This window comes from Pseudomonas baetica, from assembly GCF_019733355.1.
GTDB lineage: Bacteria > Pseudomonadota > Gammaproteobacteria > Pseudomonadales > Pseudomonadaceae > Aquipseudomonas > Aquipseudomonas baetica_A.
On the sequence record NZ_JAIHLQ010000060.1, the window covers coordinates 1 to 23176 of the forward strand.

Consider the following 23176-nt stretch of genomic DNA (forward strand, 5'->3'; position numbering starts at 1 on the left):
CAAGGATTTGTAGGCTGCCGGGCGTAACACCGAGTGTCTTTAAACACCTGCGCTGAAAAGGGTTTAGTGCCCTACAGAGATTGGAGATTTACCTGTCGGATTTGGCTGTGGCGGCTGACCCCTTCGCGAGCAAGCCCGCTCCCACAGGGGGAACGCATGCCAATGTGGGAGCGGGCTTGCTCGCGAAGAGGCCCAGACATTCACCAAAAGATTCAGGCGATCGACACCTCTAGCCTCCACTCAGCGTCACATGGGCATGCGCCGCTGAGCGCGTTGATCATTCGGTCGGCACTAACCTGTCCAGCACACGATTGACCGCCAGCTCGGCCAGCATCACCACCTGGGCGATGCCTTGCAGGGTTTTGCGGTGCGTGCCATCCACCAGTGCCGCGTGGTTGTGGAGCATGACGGTGGCGGAGCCGAGCGTTTCACTGGCGTCGGCCAGCAGGGATTCGGTGTCAGCCTCGGGGTGTGCCATGTAGAGCGTGTTGGGGGTGTAGGGCGTGGCCATGATGGCGGCGGCCGGTGGGCAGAGATAGTGGTCGAGGGCGCGCTCGGCGGCTTCGTGGAATTTCTTTGAATCGGGCGATTCGTAGGGGGATGCCGGATCGGAGATCGGCGGGTTTGGCGTCGGTTTGAACATTGAGTCTTTCTCCAGTAGAGCCGCAGCCATCTCGCTACTAAACGAAAGGGGTGGCAGCTGTGCGCAAGTTAGTAGACCGGCAGAAGACTCAAGACCCGGCGCACCCGAAGATGCCATGCGCACAGCCACCATCAAGTGCAAGCAAGCGCCCGACTGGATGATTCTTGTGCAGCCGTAAGTCAACTGATCCGGGCTACTAAACCCGATCACTGGAAATCAGTGATGCGAACCAAGTTACGCAGCCAGCCCAAGGCGCACAAGCCGGCGGATTCTGGTGCATGCGTAGGCAGCGGCGCAAGGATTTGTAGGCTGCCGGGCGTAACACCGAGTGTCTTTAAACACCTGCGCTGAAAAGGGTTTAGTGCCCTACAGAGATTGGAGATTTACCTGTCGGATTTGGCTGTGGCGGCTGACCCCTTCGCGAGCAGCCCGCTCGCACAGGGGGAACGCATGCCAATGTGGGAGCGGGCTTGCTCACGAAGAGGCCCAGACATTCACCAAAAGATTCAGGCGATCGACACCTCTAGCCTCCACTCAGCGGCACATGGGCTTGCGCCGCTGAGCGCGTTGATCATTCGGTCGGCACTAACCTGTCCAGCACACGATTGACCGCCAGCTCGGCCAGCATCACCACCTGGGCGATGCCTTGCAGGGTTTTGCGGTTCGAGCCTTCAACCATTGCCGCGTGGTTGTGGAGCATGACGGTGGCGGAGCCGAGCGTTTCACTGGCGTCGGCCAGCAGGGATTCGGTGTCAGCCTCGGGGTGTGCCATGTAGAGCGTGTTGGGGGTGTAGGGGGTGTAGGGCGTGGCCATGATGGCGGCGGTCGGCGGGCCGAGATAGTGGTCGAGGGCGCGCTCGGCGGCTTCGTGGAATTTCTTTGAATCGGGCGATTCGTAGGGGGATGCCGGGTCTGTGACCGGCGGGTTTGGCGTTGGTTTAATCATCTTCAGGTTCCGAAATAAAGCTGGAACCGCTTCTCTGCTAAAAGAAGGGGTGGCAGCTGAACGCAGGTTAGCAGACCGGGGAACCTAAGGAAGCCGGCGCGCCGAAGCGCCCTGCGCACAGCCGCCATCGATGCAGGCACAGAGCCTGACTGATGATGTGTGTGCACCCTTAGATTAACCACGGGCTGCTAAACCCGATCACTGGGAATCAGTGATGCGAACCAAGTTACGCAGCCGACCCAAGGCGCACAAGCCGGCGGATTCTGGTGCATGCGTAGGCAGCGGCGCAAGGATTTGTAGGCTGCCGGGCGTAACACCGAGTGTCTTTAAACACCTGCGCTGGAAAGGGTTTAGTGCCCTACAGAGATTGGGGATTTACCTGTCGGATTTGGCTGTGGCGGCTGACCCCTTCGCGAGCAGCCCGCTCGCACAGGGGGAACACATGCCAGTGTGGGAGCGGGCTTGCTCGCGAAGAGGCCGGCACAGACACTGAAAGATCTCAGGCCGGGGACATTTCCTGCGCCAACCCCAAAAACGCCGCCGGCAGCCGCGCACTCTTCCTCTCCTTGAGGCAATACAGATACTCCGGAATCTGCGGCGCATTCTCGAGACTCAGCACGCGCAACTGCGGATCATGCGGCACTTCCTGGCGGGCAATGATGCTGATGCCGATGTTGCGCAACACCGCCTCACGAATCGATTCACGGCTGCCGATCTCCAGCAGCGGCCCGAAACTCACCCCGGCGCTGGCCAGCAACTCTTCGGTCAACCGCCGCGTGGTCGAACCCGACTCGCGCATCAGCAACGTATGCCCGACCAACGCACTCAGCGACACATGCTCATGCACCGCCAGCGGGTGATTGCGATGCACCGCCAATACCAGCGGATCAGTGCCGAGTACCCGACGAATCAGCCGCGCATCATCCAGCAACTGCGACGACGCGGCGACATCGACCCGGTAATCCTCCAGCGCTTCGAGCACCTGCTGCGAGTTGCCGATTTCCACCGACACGTCCACTTGCGGCAGACGCTCGCGGAAGGTCTTCACCAGATCGAGGATGTAATACGGCGCCGTGGCAGCGATGCGTAGCGTGCCTTGCACCTGGCCGCTGTTGCGCAGGAAAAACTCGATATCGGCTTCCTGCTGCAACAACGCCTTGACCATCGGCAGCAGCCTCGCGCCTTCATCGCTGACGCTGAGGCGGCGACCGCCACGGTAGAACAGCTCTACCGAATAGTGGCTTTCAAGGTTACGAATCTGCGTGGTCACGGTCGGTTGGCTGAGGCCGAGTTTCTTCGCCGCCAGGGTGATGCTGCCCAAGCGGGCCACCATGTAAAACGCCTTCAGCTCGGCACTCAGCACAACCATTCCTCTCGATTATTTGCGCAACAGGCGCAAACCGTTGAACACCACCAGCAGGCTCACGCCCATGTCGGCAAACACCGCCATCCACATGGTGGCGAGCCCGGCGAAGGTTACCCCAAGAAAGATAGCCTTGATCACCAACGCCAATGCAATGTTCTGTTTCAGGATGCTGGCGGTATCGCGAGACAGGCTAATGAATGCCGGGATCTTGCGCAGATCGTCGTCCATCAGGGCAACATCGGCAGTCTCTATCGCCGTGTCGGTGCCCGCTGCAGCCATGGCAAAACCGATCTCGGCGCGAGCCAATGCCGGGGCATCGTTGATACCGTCGCCGACCATACCGACCCGGTGGCCCTGTGCGTAAAGCACTTCGATGGCTTGCAGCTTGTCGGTCGGCAGCAAATCGCCCTGAGCCTGATCGATGCCCACCTGCGCTGCAATTGCTTGAGCGGTGTGGACGTTATCGCCCGTGAGCATCAGGGTTTTCACTCCGAGCTCATGCAACTGGCGGATCGCTTCGCGACTGGTCTCCTTGACGGTGTCGGCCACCGCAAACAGCGCCAGCGGGCCGGACTTGTCGAGCAACAGCACCACGGATTTGCCCTGTTTCTCCAGCGCGAAGAGTTTTTCTTCCAGCGCCGGGGAGCACAGGTTCAGCTCTTCAACCAGGCGATGGTTGCCCAAGTAGTAGACCTGGCCGTTGATCTCGCCTTTGACGCCACGGCCGGCCAGTGCTTCGAAGTTATCCACAATCAGCGTCGCGAGGTTTTTATCCACAGCGGCGCTGGCGATGGCCAGCGACACCGGGTGGTCGGAACGGCCGGCCAACGCGGCAGCAATCGCCGGGGCGGTGGCGTCGGCAGTCGGGTCGAGGGACAGGTAATCGGTCTGCACCGGTTTGCCGTGGGTGATGGTTCCGGTTTTATCCAGCGCCAGATAATCGAGCTTGAAACCGCCCTCCAGGTACACGCCGCCCTTGACCAGAATGCCTTTGCGCGCCGCCGCCGCGAGGCCGCTGACGATGGTCACCGGGGTGGAAATCACCAAGGCACATGGGCACGCGACCACCAGCAACACCAGCGCGCGGTAGATCCAGTCGAACCACACCGCGCCCATGAACAGCGGCGGGATGATCGCCACGGCCAGGGCCAGGACGAACACCGCTGGGGTGTAGATTGTCGAGAATTGATCGACGAAGCGCTGGGTAGGTGCGCGTGCGCCCTGGGCTTGCTCGACGGCGTGAATGATCCGCGCCAGGGTCGAGTTGTTCGCCGCTGCGGTGACCGCGTATTCCAGCGAACCGGCCTGATTGATGGTGCCGGCGAACACTTTATCGCCCACGGTTTTCTCCACCGGCAGGCTTTCCCCGGTGATCGGCGCCTGATCGATGGTCGAACGGCCGCTGACGACTTCACCGTCCAGCGCAATACGCTCGCCGGGTTTAACCCGCACGCGGGCGCCGAGTTCGACGCTTTTTACTTCCTGTTCGAGCCAGCGACCGTCAGCCTGCAATACGGTCGCCTGCTCCGGGGTCATTTGCATCAGACCGCTGATCGCGTTGCGCGCACGATCCAGCGAACGTGCTTCGATCAACTCGGCCACGGTGAACAGGAACATCACCATCGCCGCTTCCGGCCATTGGCCGATCAACACGGCACCGGTCACGGCGATGCTCATCAGCGCATTGATGTTGAGGTTGCGGTTCTTCAGGGCAATCCAGCCCTTCTTGTAGGTGCCGAGGCCACCGCTGAGGATCGACACCAGCGCGATGATCGCCACCACCCAGGTCGGCGCGGCGTTGGTGAAGTGGATCACTTCGGCAGCGAGCGCACCGACACCGGACAGCGCTAATGGCCACCAGTGTTTTTTCACGGGGGCCGGGGCTGGCGACTCGACGCCCGCCTCCAGCGGTTCGGCCTGCATGCCGAGGGATTTGATCGCCTCGATGATCGGTGCGTTGTCCGCCAGCGTGTGGGTCACGCCGAGCACGCGGTTGATCAGGTTGAATTCCAGTTGCTCGACGCCGGCCAGTTTGCCGAGTTTATTCTGGATCAGCGTCTGTTCGGTCGGGCAGTCCATCGCCTCGATGCGAAAGCTGCTCAGCCGGGCGTCGGCGCTTTTCGCCTCGCTCAGTTGCACCCGTGCAGGCGCGGCGGCTTTCGATGCACAGCAAGCGTCGTCGCCGTGGTCATGTTTATGCACAGGCTGCAATTTGGGGCTGTGGCTATGTTCGTGCCCGTCGCCGGGCTTGTGGGTGTGCTGGGAATCGCTCATTGGTCGCGTCCATGAAAGTGCCTGTTGCCAAGTAAAGACCCTGTAGCCACTATAGGGTCAAGCACCCTTTTGGAGATTGCCGTCATGAAGATCGGAGAACTGGCCAAGCTGACCGATTGCGCCGTCGAAACCATCCGTTACTACGAGCGCGAAAACCTGCTGCCAGAGCCCGCCCGCAGCGACGGCAACTACCGCGTCTACACCCAGGCCCACGCCGAGCGCCTGACCTTCATCCGCAACTGCCGCACCCTCGACATGACCCTCGAAGAAATCCGCAGCCTGCTGGCCATGCGTGATAGCCCGCAGGATCAGTGTGAAAGCGTTAACACGCTGATCGACGAACACATCCAGCATGTGAAGGCACGAATTGACGGGTTATTGGCGTTACAGACACAGTTGCTCGACCTGCGCCAACGCTGTGGCGAAAGGCCGGGGGCCGATCAATGCGGGATTTTGCAGCGGCTGGAAGTGAGTGGCGGGGTTGTGGCGACGGAAATTGAGCATTCCCATGTGGGCCGTAGTCACGGCCATTAAGAACACCCGATAACCAATGTGGGAGCGGGCTTGCTCGCGAAAGCGATGTGTCAGCCAACACATAATTGACTGACACACCCTCTTCGCGAGCAAGCCCGCTCCCACAGGGTATTGCGTGAAACCTTCAGACCGCCATCGGCGCGGTCATCGGCGCGTGGTGCTCGTAGCCTTCCAGCGAGAAATCACTCGGTTCCACCAGTTCCAGCCACTCCGGCTGATACACACCGGTCTTGGCAAATTCCGGCACGCGATCCGAAATCTTCAGTTTCGGCATAGCAAACGGCTCGCGCTTGAGTTGTTCGTTGAGCATGTCCAGATGGTTTTCGTAGACGTGCGCATCACCGATGAAATAGGTGAACCAGCGCGGGGTGTAACCGGTCAGGCGACCGATCAGGCTCAGCAGCGCGGCGCCTTCGGTGAGGTTGAACGGCGTGCCCAGGCCCAGGTCGTTGGAGCGGATGTAGAGGGTCAGGGAAATTTCCCTGGTCTCGACATTCGGGTGGAACTGGTAGAGCAGATGGCACGGCGGCAGGGCCATTTCATCGAGTTGCGCGCAGTTCCAGCCGTGGAACAGGATGCGGCGGCTGCCCGGATCATTGATGATCGTGTCGACGCACTGGCGCACCTGATCGATGGCTTTGTACAGGACCACGTAGGCCTGACCGTCTTCTTCGCCTTGAGCGATTTGCTTGTAGCCGTTGCTCAAGGTTTGTTCGATGGCGGCGGTGTTGCTCAGCGGAATCTGCTTGTACGCCGGCCATTTGCGCCATTGCACGCCGTAGATTTCGCCGAGGTCGTCGTCGCCCTGACGGAACGGGTTGGCCAGCCACTGGGCGTTTTCGTTGGCGTTCTGGTCCCAGACCTTGCAGCCCAGCGCGCGGAATTCAGCCGCATTGTTCACGCCCCGCAGAAAGCCGCACATCTCGCCGATGGCCGATTTGAAGGCCATCTTGCGGGTGGTGATCGCGGGGAAACCTTCCTGCAGATCGAAACGCAGCATCGCCCCCGGGAAACTGATGGTGTTGATGCCGGTGCGGTTGGCCTGTTTGGTGCCGTTCTGGATGACGTGCGAGACCAGTTCGAGATATTGCTTCATGAGTTACCTGTGTCCTTGAACCCGGGGGCCGTCGCCCCCGGCCTTCGAATTTATATGGCCGCCGCTGGCGCTGCCGGCGCGCGATGATAAGCCAGCCAGATCAAGTACAGACCGGCAAGCACCATCGGCACGCAAAGAACCTGACCCATGGTCAGCCAGCCCCAGGCCAGATAGCCCAGTTGCGCGTCCGGTACACGGACGAATTCGACGATGAAGCGGAAGATGCCGTAGAACAGCGTGAACATCCCCGATACCGCCATGGTCGGCCGCGGTTTACGCGAGAACAACCACAGGATCAGGAACAGCGCGACGCCTTCAAGGGCGAACTGATACAGCTGCGACGGGTGACGCGGCAACTGCGCCGGGTCGCTGAACGGCGGGAAGATCATCGCCCACGGCACGTCGGTCGGCTTGCCCCACAACTCGGCGTTGATAAAGTTGCCGATACGCCCGGCGCCCAGGCCGATCGGCACCATCGGTGCGACGAAGTCCATCAACTGGAAGAACGACTTGTTGTTCTTTTTGCCGAACCACAACGCGGCCAGCATCACGCCGATAAAGCCGCCGTGGAACGACATGCCGCCCTTCCACACTTCGAAAATCAGCAACGGGTTGGCCAGGTAGGCGCTCAGATCGTAGAACAGCACGTAGCCCAACCGCCCGCCGACAATGACGCCCATCGATAACCAGAAAATCAAGTCGGAGAGTTTCTCCTTGCTCCAGGTCGGGTCGAAGCGGTTCAACCGCCGGGACGCCAGCAGCCAGGCGCCGCCGATGCCGATCAGGTACATCAGACCGTACCAGTGGATTTTCAGCGGACCGATGGCCAGAGCCACCGGGTCGATCTGCGGGTAAGGCAGCATTGCGACTCCTCGTTAGAAGTTGAAACCAGAATTCCCGGGCGACGCTGTCACCTCAGGATTAAGCCAGGATTGCGACGCGATCAAAGCAAAAAGCTTAAACCTACGGTGAACAGCAAAGCGGCGAACAGCCTTTTCAGCAAGCGCGGCGACAACCTGTGCGCCAAACGCGCGCCGAGACGGGCGAACACCATGCTGGTCAGGGCGATGCCCAACAGCGCCGGCAAATAGACAAAACCGAGACTATGGGCCGGCAACAACGGATCGTGCCAGCCCAGAATCATGAAACTTAATGCGCTGACCAGGGCGATGGGCAGCCCGCAGGCCGACGAGGTCGCTACCGCTTGCTGCATCGGTACGCTGCGCCAGGTCAGGAACGGCACGGTCAGCGATCCGCCGCCGACGCCAAAAATCGCCGAGGCCCAGCCAATCACACTGCCAGCCACGGACAGACCGAGTTTGCCCGGCACCGTTCGACTGGCCTTGGGTTTGACGTCCAGCGCCAACTGCACGGAAATCACCAAGGCAAATACACCGATGATTTTTTGCAAATGCGGCCCGGAAATCGCTTCGGCCGTCAGCGCACCGAAACCGGCGCCGACCAGAATACCCACGGTCATCCACGCAAAAACCGGCCAGCGTACCGCACCACGTCGATGGTGCTCACGCACGGCATTGACCGAGGTGAAGATGATCGTCGCCAACGACGTGCCGACCGCCAGGTGGGTCAGAATCGATGGGTCGAAGCCCTGCAAAGTGAAACTGTAAACCAGCACCGGGACAATGATGATCCCGCCGCCCACCCCGAACAGCCCGGCCAGCACGCCTGCACAGGCGCCCAGCGCCAGATAGAGCAGAAATTCCATGACCGTCTCCCAGACGCTTTCCCCAAACCGGAGCGGCATGGTAACGGATGCATACCCTTAGGCGGAACTGGCGATGGATGCACGGACGCCGGATGCGTAGAGTGGGCAAAAAACACACAAGGACCACCTTATGTGCCTGATCGTTTTTGCCTGGCGCCCGGGCCATGCCCAGCCGCTGATCGTTGCGGCCAACCGTGACGAGTTTTACGCCCGCCCCAGTCTGCCACTGGCGCAATGGCCTGAGGCACCGCATGTGCACGCCGGACGCGATCTCGAAGCCGGTGGCACCTGGCTGGGGATCGGCGCCAACGGGCGCTTTGCGGCGCTGACCAATATCCGCGACCCGCATCAGCCGCCGGCGCGTAAATCGCGGGGGGAGCTGGTGGCGGGGTTTCTCGCGGGCGATGAGGCGATTGATGACTATCTGGCCGACGTTGTCGGTCGGTCTCCAGAGTACGCCGGGTTCAACCTGCTGCTGGGCAACAGCCATGAGCTATGGCACTACAACGCACGGATGTCGGAGCCGGTGATGCTGCAGTCCGGGGTCTACGGGTTATCCAATGCCGGACTGGACACGCCGTGGCCGAAGTTGCTCAAGGCCAGGGCGGCGTTGAGTGCAGTGCTGGAGGATCCGCAACCTGCACGGTTGCTGGCGTTACTTGGCGATGCGCAAACGGCGCCGTTTGCCGAGCTGCCGGATACCGGCGTGGGGCTGGCGACGGAATCACTGCTGTCGAGTGTGTTTATTGCCAGCCAGAGTTACGGGACGCGGGCGAGTACGGCGCTGGTGGTGCAGGCGGATGGGACGCGAAGGATGGTGGAGCGCAGCTTCGGGCCGTATGGCGGGCATCTGGGGGAAGTCGAGATTGTGGTTTAGCGGTATCTGGACTGACGCTTTCGCGAGCAAGCCCGCTCCCACATTGGATCTGTGATCGACACAAATCCCCTGTGTGCGGGCTTGCTCGCGAAGGGGCCATCAGCCTTTTAGAGGGCCTTGATGACTGCCGGCGGATTGATCTTCGACAGCCCAAGGTTCTTCAGCGCCAGTTGCAGCGAACTGTGGATAACTTGCGGGTTATCGATGGTCATCAATTCGCCCAGCAATTGCTTGGCCTTGTCCAGATTGACCTGACGCAGCATCCACTTCACCTTCGGCAAGTTGGTGGCGTTCATCGACAGACTGTCGAAGCCCATCGCCATCAACAGCACCGCCGCCGCCGGATCACCGGCCATCTCGCCGCAAATGCTCACCGGTTTGCCCTCGGCATGGGCGTCGCGCACCACGGTTTGCAACGCTTGCAGCACGGCCGGGTGCAGGTAGTCGTAGAGATCCGCCACCCGTGGGTTGTTACGGTCCACGGCCAGCAGGTATTGGGTCAAGTCGTTGGAGCCGACCGAGAGGAAGTCGACCATCCGCGCCAGTTCCTTGGTCTGGTAGACCGCTGCCGGAATCTCGATCATCACCCCGATTGGCGGCATTGGCACGTCGGTGCCTTCGTCGCGCACCTCGCCCCACGCCCGGTGAATCAGGTGCAGGGCTTCTTCGAGTTCGTGGGTGCCGGAAATCATCGGCAGCAGAATCCGCAGGTTGTTCAAGCCTTCGCTGGCCTTGAGCATGGCGCGGGTCTGCACCAGGAAGATTTCCGGGTGGTCGAGGGTGACGCGAATGCCGCGCCAGCCGAGGAACGGGTTGTCTTCCTTGATCGGGAAGTACGACAGCGATTTGTCACCGCCGATGTCGAGGCTGCGCATGGTGACCGGTTGCGGATGGAACGCCGCGAGTTGCTCGCGGTAGATCGCCAGTTGTTCCTTCTCGCTCGGGAAGCGCTGGTTGATCATGAACGGCACTTCGGTGCGATACAGACCGACACCTTCGGCGCCACGCTTCTGCGCCCGCGCCACATCCGCCAGCAGGCCGGTGTTGACCCACAGCGGCATGCGGTGCCCATCGAGGGTCACGCAGGGCAGATCACGCAGGGCATCGAGGCCCAGCGCCAGTTGTTTCTCTTCTTCGACGACTTCGGCGAACTGCTTGCGCAGCACTTCGCTGGGGTTGGTGTAAACCTCGCCACGAACGCCATCGACGATCATTTCAATGCCGTCGACCTTGGCGTACGGCAGATCGACCAGGCCCATCACCGTTGGAATACCCATGGCCCGGGCCAGGATCGCAACGTGGGAGTTACCCGAACCGAGTACCGAAACCAGACCAACCAGCGTGCCTTCAGGCACCTCGCCGAGCATGGCCGGCGTCAGTTCTTCGCTGACCAGAATGGTTTTTTCCGGATAGACCAGGTTCTGTTGCCGCTCTTCCTGCAAGTAGGCCAGCAAGCGGCGGCCGAGGTCTTTGACGTCCGACGCACGCTCACGCAGGTAGGCGTCGTCCATCAGTTCGAAACGGTTGACGTGTTCGGTGACCACCTGACGCAACGCACCCTGCGCCCACTGGCCGGTCTTGATCACTGTGGTGATTTCGCTGCCGAGCGAGGCATCGTCGAGCATCATCAGATAAACGTCGAACAGCGCGCGCTCTTCGGGACGCAGTTGTGTCGCCAGTTTCGCCGACAAGGCACGCATGTCGGCGCGCACGCCTTCAATGGCGGTCTTGAACAGTGCCAGTTCGGCGTTGATGTCGGTGATGGTCTTGTCCGGCACCACGTCCAGATCCGCCGGCGGCAACATGACCACCGCCGTACCGACCGCCGCACCCGGCGAGCCCGGCACGCCGACGAACTTGGCTTCCTGAATGCCTTTGCCCTGACGGCCCAGACCCCGGATCGAACCGGTGGCCTCGGCGTGGGCGATGACGCCAGCGAGCTGCGCGCTCATGGTCACGAGGAAGGCTTCTTCACCTTCATCGAACTGGCGGCGCTCTTTTTGCTGGATGACCAACACGCCGACAACGCGGCGGTGGTGAATGATCGGTGCACCAAGGAAGGAGGCGTAGCGCTCCTCACCGGTCTCGGCGAAGTAGCGGTAGCGCGGATGATCCGCGGCGTTTTCGAGGTTCAGGGGTTCTTCACGCGTGCCGACCAGGCCCACCAGACCTTCGTTGGGTGCCATGCTGACTTTGCCGATCGAGCGCTTGTTCAAGCCCTCGGTGGCCATCAGGACGAAGCGGTTGGCCTCGGGATCAAGCAGGTAGACCGAGCAGACCTGGCTGCCCATGGCCTCTTTGACGCGCAACACAATAATCCCCAACGCCGCCTTGAGATCCTTGGCGGAGTTAACTTCCTGGACGATCTTGCGCAGCGTATTGAGCATGGCTCGGGGTCGAACTCCGTCGTCAGTCGCGCGCTAAAAGGCGCGGGGCAAGCTCTTTGAGGGCGCGGCGATAAACCTCGCGCTTGAATGTCACCACCTGGCCCAACGGATACCAATAGCTGACCCAGCGCCAGCCATCGAACTCCGGTTTACCGGTCAAATCCATCCGCACCCGCTGCTCGTTGGAGATCAGGCGCAGGAGAAACCATTTCTGTTTCTGGCCGATGCACAGCGGTTGGCTGTGGGTACGCACCAGACGTTGCGGCAAACGATAGCGCAACCAGCCCCGTGTGCAGGCGAGTATTTCAACATCTTCACGTTCCAGGCCAACTTCTTCGTTCAGCTCGCGGTACAAGGCGTCTTCCGGCGTCTCTTCAGGGTTGATTCCCCCTTGTGGAAACTGCCAGGCATCTTGATTGATACGGCGAGCCCATAGCACCTGGCCGGCGTCATTCGTCAGAATGATCCCGACATTGGGGCGGAAACCATCGGGGTCGATCACGGCAACAACCTCGCAAACGCATGTCGCCGCATTGTTCCACAAAGCTTGATAAGGCGGCAACGAAGGTTCCTACCTTATGTGCACTCTTGTGAAAAGACCGTATTCTTGTCGCCTTTTTACTGACTTTTCAGCGGGTAACTGCAATGCGCCTGGCACTCTTCGATTTGGACAACACCCTTCTGGGCGGCGACAGCGACCACGCTTGGGGCGACTATCTGTGTGAACGCGGCTTCCTCGATCCGATCGCGTACAAAGCGCGCAACGACGAGTTCTATCAGGATTACCTAGCCGGCAAACTGGATAACGCCGCGTACCTGAACTTCTGCCTGGAGATTCTAGGCCGCACCGAAATGGCCGTGCTTGATCAATGGCACAACGACTACATGCGTGACTGCATCGAACCGATCGTGCTGCCCAAGGCGCTCGACCTGCTGAAAAAGCACCGCGATGCCGGCGACAAACTGGTGATCATCACCGCGACCAACCGCTTCGTGACCGCGCCGATTGCCGTTCGTTTGGGCGTTGAAACCCTGATCGCCACCGAGTGCGAAATGGTTGATGGCCGTTACACCGGGCGCAGCACCGACATTCCGTGCTTCCGTGAAGGCAAGGTGACGCGCCTGAATCGCTGGCTGGAAGAAACCGGGCATTCGCTGGAAGACAGCTACTTCTACAGCGATTCGATGAATGACCTGCCGCTGCTGGAGCAAGTGGCGAACCCGGTGGCCGTGGATCCGGATCCGAATTTGCGTGCTGAAGCCGAAAAACGTGGCTGGCCGGTCATGACTCTGCGCGACTGATGACGCCATCGCTGGCAAGCCAGCTCCCACAGGTTTCTCGGTCGTCCACATAATCTGTGTTCACCGAAAACCCCTGTGGGAGCGGGCTTGCACGCGAAGGGGGCAACCCGGTCTCAAGCCTTAAACAGGCTTGGCCCCCATCAACGCCGCAATGGCGAGAAATCCAACACCACTGACAATCGCCAGCGCCAGACTGAATTTCCAGTTGCCGCCCCCGCTCGTCCACCGTCGATTCAGCCGAACAAGCAGCCAAACGGCACTCAACGTGGCCACGGCATAGATCACGCTGGAGCCCAGAATCCAGAACTGCCCCAATGGCCAGCCAATCAGATGCACCAGCCACCAGCCGGTGAAGGGCATGCTCAACATGCCGATCAGCATCAAACACCAGACAAACAACCACGGACGTTGCATCGTGCTGGCCGGCCCTTGACTGCGATTACGCCAGGTCAGCGCGGCGAGCCCCAGGCCGCTGGTGAGTATCACTACGGTTGCAGCGACGTGAAGGACTTTCAGGGTGGTCAGGGTTTCCATGGGTTTCTTTTCCTTGGGCCATGCCCATCAGCGTAGCCGTTCAGCCAAGAAACAGCTTATAGGCCGGGTTGTCGCTTTCGTCCCAGTACGGATAACCGATTTGCGCCAGCGCCTCCGGCACCAGATGCCGCTCATCGTGGGGCACTTGCAGCCCGGCGACCACCCGGCCATCCGCCGCGCCGTGGTTGCGGTAGTGGAACATCGAGATGTTCCAGCGCCCGCCAAGTTTGTTGAGGAAGTTGAACAGCGCGCCCGGACGCTCCGGGAATTCGAAGCGCAGCACCACTTCATCAACCACCTGCGCCGCACGCCCGCCGACCATGTGACGGATGTGCAACTTGGCCAATTCGTTGTCGGTCAGGTCAATGACCGGGAAACCCTGCTCGGTCAGGCTCGCCAGCAGTGCGCTGCGCGGGTCGTTTTCCGGATGCGTCTGCACGCCGACGAAAATGTGCGCTTCGCTGCCGGTGTTGTAGCGGTAGTTGAATTCGGTGATCTGGCGCTTGCCGATGGCCTCGCAGAACGCCTTGAAGCTGCCGGCCTTTTCGGGGATGGTCACGGCGATGATCGCTTCGCGGCCTTCGCCCAGTTCGGCGCGCTCAGCAACGTGACGCAAGCGGTCGAAGTTGACGTTGGCGCCGGAGTCGATAGCGACAAAGGTCTGGCCGCTGACGCCGCGCAACTCGACGTACTTCTTGATCCCGGCCACGCCCAAGGCGCCGGCAGGCTCGGTGATCGAGCGGGTATCGTCGTAGATATCCTTGATTGCCGCGCAGATCTCGTCGGTGCTGACGGTAATCACTTCATCGACATAATCTTTGCAGATGTCGAAGGTGTGCTGGCCGATCTGCGCCACCGCCACGCCGTCAGCAAAGATGCCCACGGTCGGCAACACCACGCGTTCGCCGGCAGCCATGGCGGCTTGCAGGCAGTTGGAGTCGTCGGGCTCGACGCCGATGACTTTGATGTCCGGACGCAGGTATTTCACGTAGGCGGCGATACCGGCGATCAGGCCGCCGCCGCCGACCGGGACGAAAATCGCATCCAGTGGCTGCGGGTGCTGACGCAGAATCTCCATCGCCACGGTGCCCTGCCCGGCAATGGTGTGCGGATCGTCGTACGGGTGGATGTAGACGTAGCCTTTTTCATCGACCAATTTCAGCGAGTAGGCCAGGGCTTCCGGGAACGAATCGCCGTGCAACACCACTTTGCCGCCACGCGAGCGCACGCCTTCGACCTTGATCTCCGGGGTGGTCTTGGGCATGACGATGGTGGCTTTGACGCCCAGCACTTTCGCCGCCAGGGCCAGCCCCTGCGCGTGGTTGCCCGCCGACGCGGTGACCACACCACGTGCGCGTTCTTCGTCGCTCAGTTGGGTCAACTTGTTGTAGGCGCCCCGAATCTTGAACGAGAACACCGGCTGCAAGTCTTCGCGCTTGAGCCAGATGTCATTGCCCAGCCGCTCGGAGAGCTGGCGAGCGTTCTGCAACGGGGTTTCTACGGCAACGTCATAAACGCGCGAGGTGAGGATCTTTTTGACGTACTGTTCGAGCATCGGAAAGCATCACTGAGCGGTTGGGCAGGGCCAAGGAGTCTAACCCGGCTTTTGCCCGGGCGACCACACGATTGCAGAGGTTTTAGACCCGCTTGGGGCTATAATGCCGGCCTTTCCGTTCTCACCTTGCCCGCTTCCGGAGCCCGCATGACCCAGGATCAACTCAAACAGGCAGTGGCTCAGGCTGCTGTCGACTTCATCCTCCCGAAACTCGACGACAAAAGCATCGTCGGTGTCGGCACCGGCTCCACCGCCAACTGCTTCATCGACGCACTGGCCCAGCACAAGGGCGCATTCGATGGCGCGGTCGCCAGCTCCGAAGCCACCGCCGCGCGCCTCAAGGGCCACGGGATTCCCGTCTATGAACTGAACACCGTCAGCGACCTGGAGTTCTACGTCGACGGCGCCGATGAAAGCGATGAGCACCTGAACCTGATCAAGGGCGGCGGCGCTGCGCTGACCCGCGAGAAGATCGTCGCGGCCGTGGCCAAGACCTTCATCTGCATCGCCGACGCCAGCAAACTGGTGCCGGTGCTGGGCGAATTTCCACTGCCGGTGGAAGTCATCCCGATGGCCCGTAGCCACGTGGCCCGTCAACTGGTGAAACTGGGCGGCGACCCGGTGTACCGCGAAGGTGTACTGACCGACAACGGCAACATCATCCTCGACGTGTTCAATATGCAGATCACTAATCCGGTGGAGCTGGAAACGCAGATCAACGCCATTGTCGGCGTGGTCACCAACGGCCTGTTCGCCGCGCGTCCGGCGGATCTGCTGTTGCTGGGCACGAGTGAAGGTGTGAAGACGCTGAAGGCTGAGTAAGCCAGACTGCCCACATTTTTGTGGGCAGATACATGCCCCCACCTGTGGGAGCGGGCTTGCTCGCGAAAGCGGTGGATCAGTCGACATCTGCGTTGTCTGGCCCACCGCTTTCGCGAGCAAGCCCCACATTGGTTTTTGCGGTGCGAGTCAGTTTGGGGCGGGCTTTTTGAAGACGTAAAACAAGTTTGGCTCACTCACCAGGTACAGCGTCCCGTCGTCATCCATCGCAATGCCTTCCGCCTGCGGCACGGTTTTCTGCAAACCTTGCCGGCCCTTGCTCAGCGACAGGGTGCTCAACGGGCGCCCACCCACATCCAGTTCCAGAATCAGCCCCGACTCATCCGACAGTGCCAGCAAATGCCCGCTGCGCTCATCGTATTGCAGGCTCGACAGATCACGCACGAACATGCCGGCATCCCGCTTGGGATTGTTGATCACATGCACCGCATAGGACTTTTCCGGGTTGAAGTGCGGGAAACCGTGCACTTCGTAGATCAGCATCGGGTCGCGCTCTTTCGCGACAAACAAGCGCTTGCCCACCGAGTCATAAGCCAGCCCTTCAAAACCCTTGTTGCTGCTCGCGTGCACACCCAGGGTCATTTGCTCGGCGTCCGCCGCATCGAGGAACGTGGTGACATCTTCCAGGTGAATCTTGATCAACCGCTGCTGGCGCTCGTCGGTGATCACATAAGTATCGGCACTGATGAACTCAACCGCCTCCGGATCACCAAAGCCAATCAGTGCGATGCGGCGCAGGATTTTGCCCTCCAGCGACAGTTCGACCAGCTCGGCATTTTTGTTGGTGACCGTGAACAGGCTGTTGCGCACCGGATCGTAGGTCAGCGCCGACACGTCATCGTCCAGCCCTTCGATTACCCGCGCCTCGATCTCCACCCGATATTGATCCAGACCAATGGCCTCGCTGCTTAGCGGTTGCCACAGGGTGTGCAGATTGAACCAGGCACGCTCGAACAGGCGCAGGTATTGGCCGATCGCGATCAACGCGATCAGAGCAATCACCGAAAGGGTGACAAGGAGAGGCTTGGGACGGGCAAGTCGATGCATGCAGGAGGGCTCGGAATCAAAACAGGCGGATGAAATATCACGCCTGTCTGAAATGAAGCTTAATGGCCACTTGCCTGTCAGGACAATCAGACTTGTCTGAAATTGCCGCTAGGACAGTTATTGCTGTTTTTCGAAGCGATAGAACAGGTTCGGCTCGCTGACCATATACAGCGTGCCCGCCTCGTCCAATGTCACGCCTTCGGCGCGGGGAATGGTGCTCTTCAAACCGTTGAAGCCGCCAAGCAGGGTCATGAAACTGACTTGCTCGCCCTTCTCGTCCAGCTCCAGCAACAGGTGCGAGTCAGCCGACAACGCCAATGTGTGACCGGTGCGCGGGTCAATTGCCAACGCCGAGAGATTGCGAATGTCGAGCTCATCACTGTCCAGCTTCTGCTTGTCGCCTTTGAGCGTCTGGCTGCCATCGCTTTTCCAGGTGAACAGCGCCGGTGGACGCTCCTCGCCCAGCAGGAACTGCTGATTGCGCGCATCCCAGGTGATCGCTTCGAAAGCTTTGTTCTGGTCTTTCGACGGGCCAAGGTCGTACTTGGGGAAATTGGCGATGTTCAGCTCACGCGTATCGGCATCGACCTTGACGATCGACAGCATGTGCAGACGCTCATCGACAATGGCCATCAGGCCGTTTTCCATGATCGTGACGCCTTCCGGGTTGGCCCAGCCCACCAGCGGCATCTTGCGCAGCACATCGCCTTGCAGGGTCAGTTCGACCAGAAACGGGTTCTTGCCCATCACCGAGAAAAGGGTTTTGGTCTGCGTGTTGTAGGCCAGATCCGACGCCTCATCCTTCTCCATGCCCGGCAGCGGCTTGGCATCGATGACCGCCCGGTAATCCGGCAGCCAGACACTTCCCTTTTGCTCGGCCGGGCTTTCGAAACGCTCCAGTACCCACAGCGCACCGCGATCATCCCAATGCATCAGATGCGCCAGCCCATACGCTGCGACGATCACCAGCAATAGCCAGGAATACCAGCGCAGGGCGAAACGTGAGCGGCGAGGGGTTTTGAGCTGAGTTTGAGATGCCATCGAGGGATGCGTTCCGAAAATTCAGGCTATGGGTAATAGCACAAAGAGGCCGGCTCAGACGCCAGAATGACGGAAATTATCCAGACGGGATGTGAAAAAAACGGCAAATGGCGAGATTGTCGTGGTTTGTCCCCGATCTTCGGGTCACCACAAACCAATGTGGGAGCGGGCTTGCTCGCGAAGGCGTCGGATCAGTCGACATCTTCGTTGACTGACAAAATGCTTTCGCGAACAAGCCCGCTCCCACAGGTTTTTGCAGTGTTGCGGTTAGCGCACGCTGCTGGTGAAGCGGCTGGCGCCGACCAGTTCCAGCACGATGTCGTCGCCGACATTCAGCGGGCCAACGCCCACCGGCGTGCCGGTGAGGATCACGTCACCGGCCTGCAGCGAGAAGCAGCCGGCCATGTGCTGGATCATCGGCACGATCGGGTTGAGCATCGCGCTGCTGTTGCCGTCCTGACGGACTTCGCCGTTGATGGTTAGACGGATGCCGATATCGGTCAGATCAGCAAAGGTGCTGCCCACCACGAACGGGGCAAGCACCGCCGCGCCGTCGAACGACTTGGCGATTTCCCACGGCAGGCCCTTGGATTTGAGCTCGGCCTGCTTGTCGCGCAGGGTCAGGTCCAGCGCCGGAGCGAAACCGGAGATCGCATCGAGCACTTCTTCACGGCTTGGCTTGGTCGACAGTGGCTTGCCGATCAACACGGCGATTTCCGCCTCGTAGTGCACCGAACCGCGCTCGGTCGGAATGCTGAAACCGCCTTCCAGCGACACCACGCAACTGCCCGGCTTGATGAACAGCAATGGCTCGGTAGGGACCGGGTTGTCCAGTTCCTTGGCGTGTTCGGCGTAATTACGGCCAATGCACACCACTTTTCCCAGCGGGAAGTGAATACGCGTGCCGTCGACATACTGGTGCTGATAGCTCATTTACCGACTCCTGCCTTCATTGATTCATCAGAGATTGCCAATCAAACCGCGAAGATCTTGCCCGGGTTCATGATGCCGTTCGGGTCGAACACCGCTTTGACCGCTTTCATGTATTGGATCTCAACCGGCGAGCGGCTGTAGGTCAAGTAATCGCGTTTGGTCATGCCCACGCCGTGCTCGGCGGAGATCGAGCCGTTGTACTTCTCGACGGTTTCAAACACCCACTTGTTGACGGTGGCGCATTTGGCGAAGAACTCGTCCTTGCTCAGGTTTTCCGGTTTGAGGATGTTCAGGTGCAGGTTGCCGTCACCGATGTGGCCGAACCAGACAATTTCAAAGTCCGGATAGTATTCGCCGACAATCGCGTCGATTTCCTGCAAGAACGCCGGTACTTTTGACACGGTGACGGAGATGTCGTTTTTGTACGGAGTCCAGTGCGAAATGGTCTCGGAGATGTACTCGCGCAGCTTCCACAGGTTCTGCAACTGGGTTTCGCTCTGGCTCATCACGCCGTCCAGTACCCAGCCCTGCTCGACGCAATGTTCAAAGGTTTCCAGCGCGCTGTTGGCCACTTCTTCAGTGGTCGCCTCAAACTCCAGCAGCGCGTAGAACGGGCAATCGGTTTCAAACGGCGCCGGTACATCACCGCGACCCAACACTTTGGCCAAGGCCTTGTCGGAGAAGAATTCGAAGGCGGTCAGGTCGAGTTTGCCCTGAAAGGCGTGCAGCACCGGCATGATCGAGTCGAAATCGGCGGTACCGAGGACCATCGCCGTGAGGTTTTTCGGCGCACGATCCAGACGCATGGTCGCTTCAACGACAAATCCAAGGGTGCCTTCGGCGCCAATGAACAACTGCCGCAAGTCATAACCAGTGGCGTTCTTGATCAAATCTTTGTTCAGCTCCAGCACGTCACCTTTGCCGGTGACCACCTTCATGCCGGCAACCCAGTTGCGGGTCATGCCGTAGCGAATGACTTTGATCCCGCCGGCATTGGTGCCGATATTGCCGCCAATCTGGCTGGAACCCGCCGAAGCAAAGTCCACCGGGTAGTACAGGCCCTTTTCTTCAGCGACGTTCTGCAAATGCTCGGTGACCACGCCAGGCTGACACACGGCGGTGCGGTCAGTGAGGTTCACGTCGAGAATCTGGTTCATGTAGTCGAACGACACGACCACTTCGCCATTGGCGGCCACCGCAGCGGCGGACAGCCCCGTGCGCCCGCCCGAGGGCACCAGCGCGACCTTGTGGGTGTTGGCCCAACGGACGATGGCCTGCACCTGTTCGATGGTCTTGGGAAAAACGATGGCAGTGGGCGCCGGGGCGAAGTGTTTGGTCCAATCCTTGCCATACGTGTTCAGGGAGTCGGCGTCGGTCAGGACCTTGCCAGGCTCGACCAGGGTCTTCAGTTCATCAATCAGCGCAGGATTGGTCATCGACAGAACTCTCGAACAATTCATGGTCATCCTGAGAACGCTTCACGTCGCAGGAATGAGTGTTTAGCGGGGCGGCTATGCTAGCATACCGACCCCGCAGAACAGCGCCCAAGGCCAGTTCTGCGGCGACGGCTTTCCTGCCGTTCGGGTCAGCTCCAGGCTGCTCCCCTCCCTGCCATTTTTCTCCGGGATACAGGTTTACGCAGATGAGCAAGACTTCTCTCGATAAGAGCAAGATCAAGTTCCTTCTTCTCGAAGGCGTCCACCAATCGGCTGTCGACGTCCTCAAGGCGGCGGGCTACACCAGCATTGAGTACCTCACAGGTTCTCTGCCGGAAGCCCAGCTCAAGGAAAAGATCGCTGACGCTCACTTCATCGGCATTCGTTCGCGCACCCAACTGACTGAAGAGATCTTCGATCACGCGAAGAAGCTTGTCGCTGTCGGTTGCTTCTGCATCGGCACCAACCAGGTTGACCTCAGTGCCGCCCGCGAACGCGGTATCGCCGTGTTCAACGCGCCGTACTCCAACACTCGTTCCGTTGCCGAACTGGTGCTGGCCGAAGCGATCCTGCTGCTGCGCGGCATCCCTGAGAAAAACGCTTCCTGCCACCGTGGCGGCTGGATCAAATCCGCAGCCAACTCCTTCGAAATCCGAGGCAAGAAGCTGGGCATCGTCGGCTACGGCTCGATCGGTACTCAGTTGTCGGTCCTGGCTGAAGGCTTAGGGATGCAGGTGTTCTTCTATGACACCGTGACCAAGCTGCCATTGGGCAACGCGACCCAGGTCGGCAACCTGAACGAGCTGTTGGGCATGTCCGACATCGTGACCCTGCACGTTCCGGAAACTGCTGCGACCCAGTGGATGATCGGCGAGAAGGAGATCCGCGCCATCAAGAAGGGCGGCATCCTGATCAACGCAGCACGCGGTACCGTGGTCGAGTTGGACGCCCTGGCGGACGCGATCAAGGACAAGCACCTGATCGGCGCGGCCATCGACGTGTTCCCGGTGGAGCCACGCTCCAACGACGAAGAGTTCGAAAGCCCGCTGCGTGGCCTGGACAACGTGATCCTGACCCCGCACATCGGTGGTTCGACCGCTGAAGCGCAAGCCAACATCGGTCTGGAAGTGGCAGAGAAACTGGTCAAGTACAGCGACAACGGTACGTCCGTATCGTCGGTAAACTTCCCGGAAGTGGCCCTGCCGGCTCACCCTGGCAAGCACCGCCTGCTGCACATCCACGAAAACATTCCGGGTGTGATGAGCGAGATCAACAAGGTCTTCGCCGAAAACGGCATCAACATCTCCGGTCAGTTCCTGCAGACCAACGAGAAAGTCGGTTACGTGGTGATCGACGTCGACGCCGAGTACTCGGACCTGGCGCAAGAGAAGCTGCAGCACATCAACGGCACTATTCGTAGCCGTGTGTTGTTCTAAGAGCAGCTTCAAGCTTGCAACTAAAAAAAGGGGAGCCCAGCGGCTCCCTTTTTTATTTCACCGTTACGGTGATCTTTTCCGAAACGATGGGCGGATCGAAAGCCATGTGGCTCTTGTCGCCCAGTTCCAACTGCAAAGTGTGCTTGCCTGGCGTCAGCGTCAGTTCGGTTTCAGTCTGGGCCTTGCCGAAATGGATATGGTTGGCGTCTGCCGGAATCACAGCGCCCGCAGGAACACTGCTCTTGGCGTCGACCAGCAGGTGATGGTGGCCAGTGTTAGTTGTGAGATCGCCAGCGGGCGCCAACGCAATGCCCTTTACTGCAAATTTGACCTTGAAGGTCTTGTCGACAACGGCGCCGCTGCTCGGCTCGACGATGCTTACGGAAGCCCCCGCCGGCGCTGGCGTGGCAGCGCTGGCCATCATCGACGCGCTCAATAGAAGGCCAGCCAACGCGGCTCGTGACATAAACGTTTTCATTCTCTTCTCCAGTTTTTCCGTAAAATCCGCGTGGTCATGACAACTTCATGACCATTCGTTGTCGAAGGCACTCGACAACCATAGCAAAGCGAGCCTGACTCAGAGCATCGCGATAATGATTTCAAAGGAGTGACCATGCGTTTTCTGCCTGGCCTGATCTGCCTGCTACCCCTTCTGAGCCCGCTGGCTCATGCCGAATTGATTGATGACGTCAACGACCGTGGCGAGTTGCGCATCGCCCTTGAGGCTAATACACCGCCCTTCAATTACATGGATGGCGACAAACTCACAGGGTTCGAGGTTGAGCTTGGGCAATTGCTGGCCAACGAACTGGATGTTCGCGTCGATTTCATCGTCACCGACGAGGGCGATCTGCTCCAGGGCGTTGAAAGCGGCAAGTACGACGTCGCGCTCAATCACATAGCACTGACACCCGAACTCAAGGATCGTTTCGACTTCAGCGAGCCATACAGTCAGGTCGATTCGCAATTGCTGGCGAAGAAAGACGAGCAGCCACAGCCGATGGTGCTGGTGCAGGCGTTGACCGAGAAGAAGCCTGCGGCGAGTGCACCGGTGGACCTGGCGATTCCGTTTCAGAAGGGCAACCCGGCGTTTCATTCCAGCCTTGAGGGTGCGTTGCAACGGATCAAGGCGGATGGGCGATTGGCGGCGTTGTCCGAGAAGTGGTTCACCAAACCCGAGTGAACACAAAACCTGTGGGAGGG

The 23176-nt window shown here is 60.0% G+C and carries 22 protein-coding genes; 6 read left to right on the plus strand and 16 right to left on the minus strand.

Annotation, left to right across the window (positions count from 1 at the left end):
* Positions 1-277: 277 nt before the first annotated feature.
* From K5E40_RS31450 to K5E40_RS31465, 4 genes are all read right to left on the minus strand, one after another.
* On the minus strand, positions 278-643 hold the full coding sequence (locus K5E40_RS31450) for a DUF6124 family protein (protein ID WP_221734080.1): 366 nt from the start codon (positions 641-643) through the stop codon (positions 278-280).
* Positions 644-1214: 571 nt separating this feature from the next.
* Positions 1215-1589, minus strand: a complete 375-nt coding sequence (locus K5E40_RS31455; protein ID WP_221734081.1) for a DUF6124 family protein — start codon at positions 1587-1589, stop codon at positions 1215-1217.
* 499 nt (positions 1590-2088) lie between these two features.
* Positions 2089-2952 carry a LysR family transcriptional regulator gene (locus K5E40_RS31460; protein WP_221734104.1) on the minus strand — a complete coding sequence of 288 codons (864 nt, stop codon included), beginning with the start codon at positions 2950-2952 and terminating at the stop codon, positions 2089-2091.
* 15 nt (positions 2953-2967) lie between these two features.
* Positions 2968-5229 (minus strand): heavy metal translocating P-type ATPase, encoded by a 2262-nt coding sequence (locus K5E40_RS31465; protein WP_221734082.1) that lies wholly within the window; start codon positions 5227-5229, stop codon positions 2968-2970.
* Between the two features lie 84 nt (positions 5230-5313).
* On the opposite strand from K5E40_RS31465, the gene cadR reads away from it, so the two are divergent.
* Complete coding sequence (gene cadR, locus K5E40_RS31470; protein WP_221734083.1) at positions 5314-5763, plus strand: Cd(II)/Pb(II)-responsive transcriptional regulator; 450 nt, start codon at positions 5314-5316, stop codon at positions 5761-5763.
* Positions 5764-5887: 124 nt separating this feature from the next.
* Here cadR and K5E40_RS31475 read toward each other — a convergent pair whose 3' ends face one another.
* The 3 genes from K5E40_RS31475 to K5E40_RS31485 all read right to left on the minus strand — a co-directional run bounded on the left by K5E40_RS31475 (position 5888) and on the right by K5E40_RS31485 (position 8585).
* The gene (locus K5E40_RS31475) at positions 5888-6859 is read right to left on the minus strand and encodes a thymidylate synthase (RefSeq protein WP_221734084.1); all 972 of its coding nucleotides are present in this window, start codon (positions 6857-6859) and stop codon (positions 5888-5890) included.
* A gap of 50 nt (positions 6860-6909) precedes the next feature.
* Positions 6910-7722: a prolipoprotein diacylglyceryl transferase gene (gene lgt / locus K5E40_RS31480; RefSeq protein WP_221734085.1), complete on the minus strand. Its 813-nt coding sequence runs from the start codon at positions 7720-7722 to the stop codon at positions 6910-6912.
* Positions 7723-7802: 80 nt separating this feature from the next.
* Positions 7803-8585 (minus strand): sulfite exporter TauE/SafE family protein, encoded by a 783-nt coding sequence (locus K5E40_RS31485; protein WP_221734086.1) that lies wholly within the window; start codon positions 8583-8585, stop codon positions 7803-7805.
* Between the two features lie 130 nt (positions 8586-8715).
* On the opposite strand from K5E40_RS31485, the gene K5E40_RS31490 reads away from it, so the two are divergent.
* Complete coding sequence (locus tag K5E40_RS31490) at positions 8716-9462, plus strand: NRDE family protein (RefSeq protein ID WP_221734087.1); 747 nt, start codon at positions 8716-8718, stop codon at positions 9460-9462.
* A gap of 107 nt (positions 9463-9569) precedes the next feature.
* On the opposite strand, the gene ptsP is transcribed toward K5E40_RS31490, so the two are convergent.
* A complete protein-coding gene (ptsP, locus tag K5E40_RS31495) occupies positions 9570-11849 on the minus strand; it encodes a phosphoenolpyruvate--protein phosphotransferase (protein WP_221734088.1) in 2280 nt (759 codons plus the stop codon).
* Positions 11850-11871: 22 nt separating this feature from the next.
* Positions 11872-12351 carry an RNA pyrophosphohydrolase gene (locus K5E40_RS31500; protein ID WP_003229203.1) on the minus strand — a complete coding sequence of 160 codons (480 nt, stop codon included), beginning with the start codon at positions 12349-12351 and terminating at the stop codon, positions 11872-11874.
* A gap of 143 nt (positions 12352-12494) precedes the next feature.
* Between K5E40_RS31500 and K5E40_RS31505 the strand changes: the two genes are divergently transcribed.
* Positions 12495-13151 (plus strand): HAD family phosphatase, encoded by a 657-nt coding sequence (locus tag K5E40_RS31505; protein WP_221734089.1) that lies wholly within the window; start codon positions 12495-12497, stop codon positions 13149-13151.
* A 120-nt stretch (positions 13152-13271) separates the two neighbouring features.
* On the opposite strand, the gene K5E40_RS31510 is transcribed toward K5E40_RS31505, so the two are convergent.
* Together K5E40_RS31510 and ilvA are read right to left on the minus strand one after the other, a co-directional pair.
* Positions 13272-13685 (minus strand): DUF2269 family protein, encoded by a 414-nt coding sequence (locus K5E40_RS31510; RefSeq protein WP_221734090.1) that lies wholly within the window; start codon positions 13683-13685, stop codon positions 13272-13274.
* A 40-nt stretch (positions 13686-13725) separates the two neighbouring features.
* Complete coding sequence (gene ilvA / locus K5E40_RS31515) at positions 13726-15240, minus strand: threonine ammonia-lyase, biosynthetic (RefSeq protein WP_221734091.1); 1515 nt, start codon at positions 15238-15240, stop codon at positions 13726-13728.
* Positions 15241-15387: 147 nt separating this feature from the next.
* Between ilvA and rpiA the strand changes: the two genes are divergently transcribed.
* On the plus strand, positions 15388-16062 hold the full coding sequence (gene rpiA / locus K5E40_RS31520; protein WP_221734092.1) for a ribose-5-phosphate isomerase RpiA: 675 nt from the start codon (positions 15388-15390) through the stop codon (positions 16060-16062).
* Between the two features lie 147 nt (positions 16063-16209).
* On the opposite strand, the gene K5E40_RS31525 is transcribed toward rpiA, so the two are convergent.
* The 4 genes from K5E40_RS31525 to K5E40_RS31540 all read right to left on the minus strand — a co-directional run bounded on the left by K5E40_RS31525 (position 16210) and on the right by K5E40_RS31540 (position 20537).
* Positions 16210-17127 (minus strand): SdiA-regulated domain-containing protein, encoded by a 918-nt coding sequence (locus tag K5E40_RS31525; RefSeq protein WP_221734093.1) that lies wholly within the window; start codon positions 17125-17127, stop codon positions 16210-16212.
* A gap of 117 nt (positions 17128-17244) precedes the next feature.
* Complete coding sequence (locus K5E40_RS31530; RefSeq protein WP_221734094.1) at positions 17245-18168, minus strand: SdiA-regulated domain-containing protein; 924 nt, start codon at positions 18166-18168, stop codon at positions 17245-17247.
* A 267-nt stretch (positions 18169-18435) separates the two neighbouring features.
* Positions 18436-19101, minus strand: coding sequence for a fumarylacetoacetate hydrolase family protein (locus K5E40_RS31535; protein ID WP_221734095.1), 666 nt, complete (start codon positions 19099-19101; stop codon positions 18436-18438).
* 41 nt (positions 19102-19142) lie between these two features.
* Positions 19143-20537 (minus strand): FAD-binding oxidoreductase, encoded by a 1395-nt coding sequence (locus K5E40_RS31540; RefSeq protein WP_221734105.1) that lies wholly within the window; start codon positions 20535-20537, stop codon positions 19143-19145.
* Between the two features lie 206 nt (positions 20538-20743).
* Here K5E40_RS31540 and serA point away from each other — a divergent pair, with 206 nt between their 5' ends.
* Positions 20744-21973: a phosphoglycerate dehydrogenase gene (gene serA / locus K5E40_RS31545; RefSeq protein WP_095186937.1), complete on the plus strand. Its 1230-nt coding sequence runs from the start codon at positions 20744-20746 to the stop codon at positions 21971-21973.
* Positions 21974-22025: 52 nt separating this feature from the next.
* Here the strand turns inward: serA and K5E40_RS31550 are convergent, their stop codons facing one another.
* Positions 22026-22451: a DUF4399 domain-containing protein gene (locus K5E40_RS31550; protein WP_221734096.1), complete on the minus strand. Its 426-nt coding sequence runs from the start codon at positions 22449-22451 to the stop codon at positions 22026-22028.
* Between the two features lie 135 nt (positions 22452-22586).
* Here K5E40_RS31550 and K5E40_RS31555 point away from each other — a divergent pair, with 135 nt between their 5' ends.
* Positions 22587-23156, plus strand: a complete 570-nt coding sequence (locus K5E40_RS31555) for a transporter substrate-binding domain-containing protein (RefSeq protein WP_221734097.1) — start codon at positions 22587-22589, stop codon at positions 23154-23156.
* Positions 23157-23176: the final 20 nt, after the last annotated feature.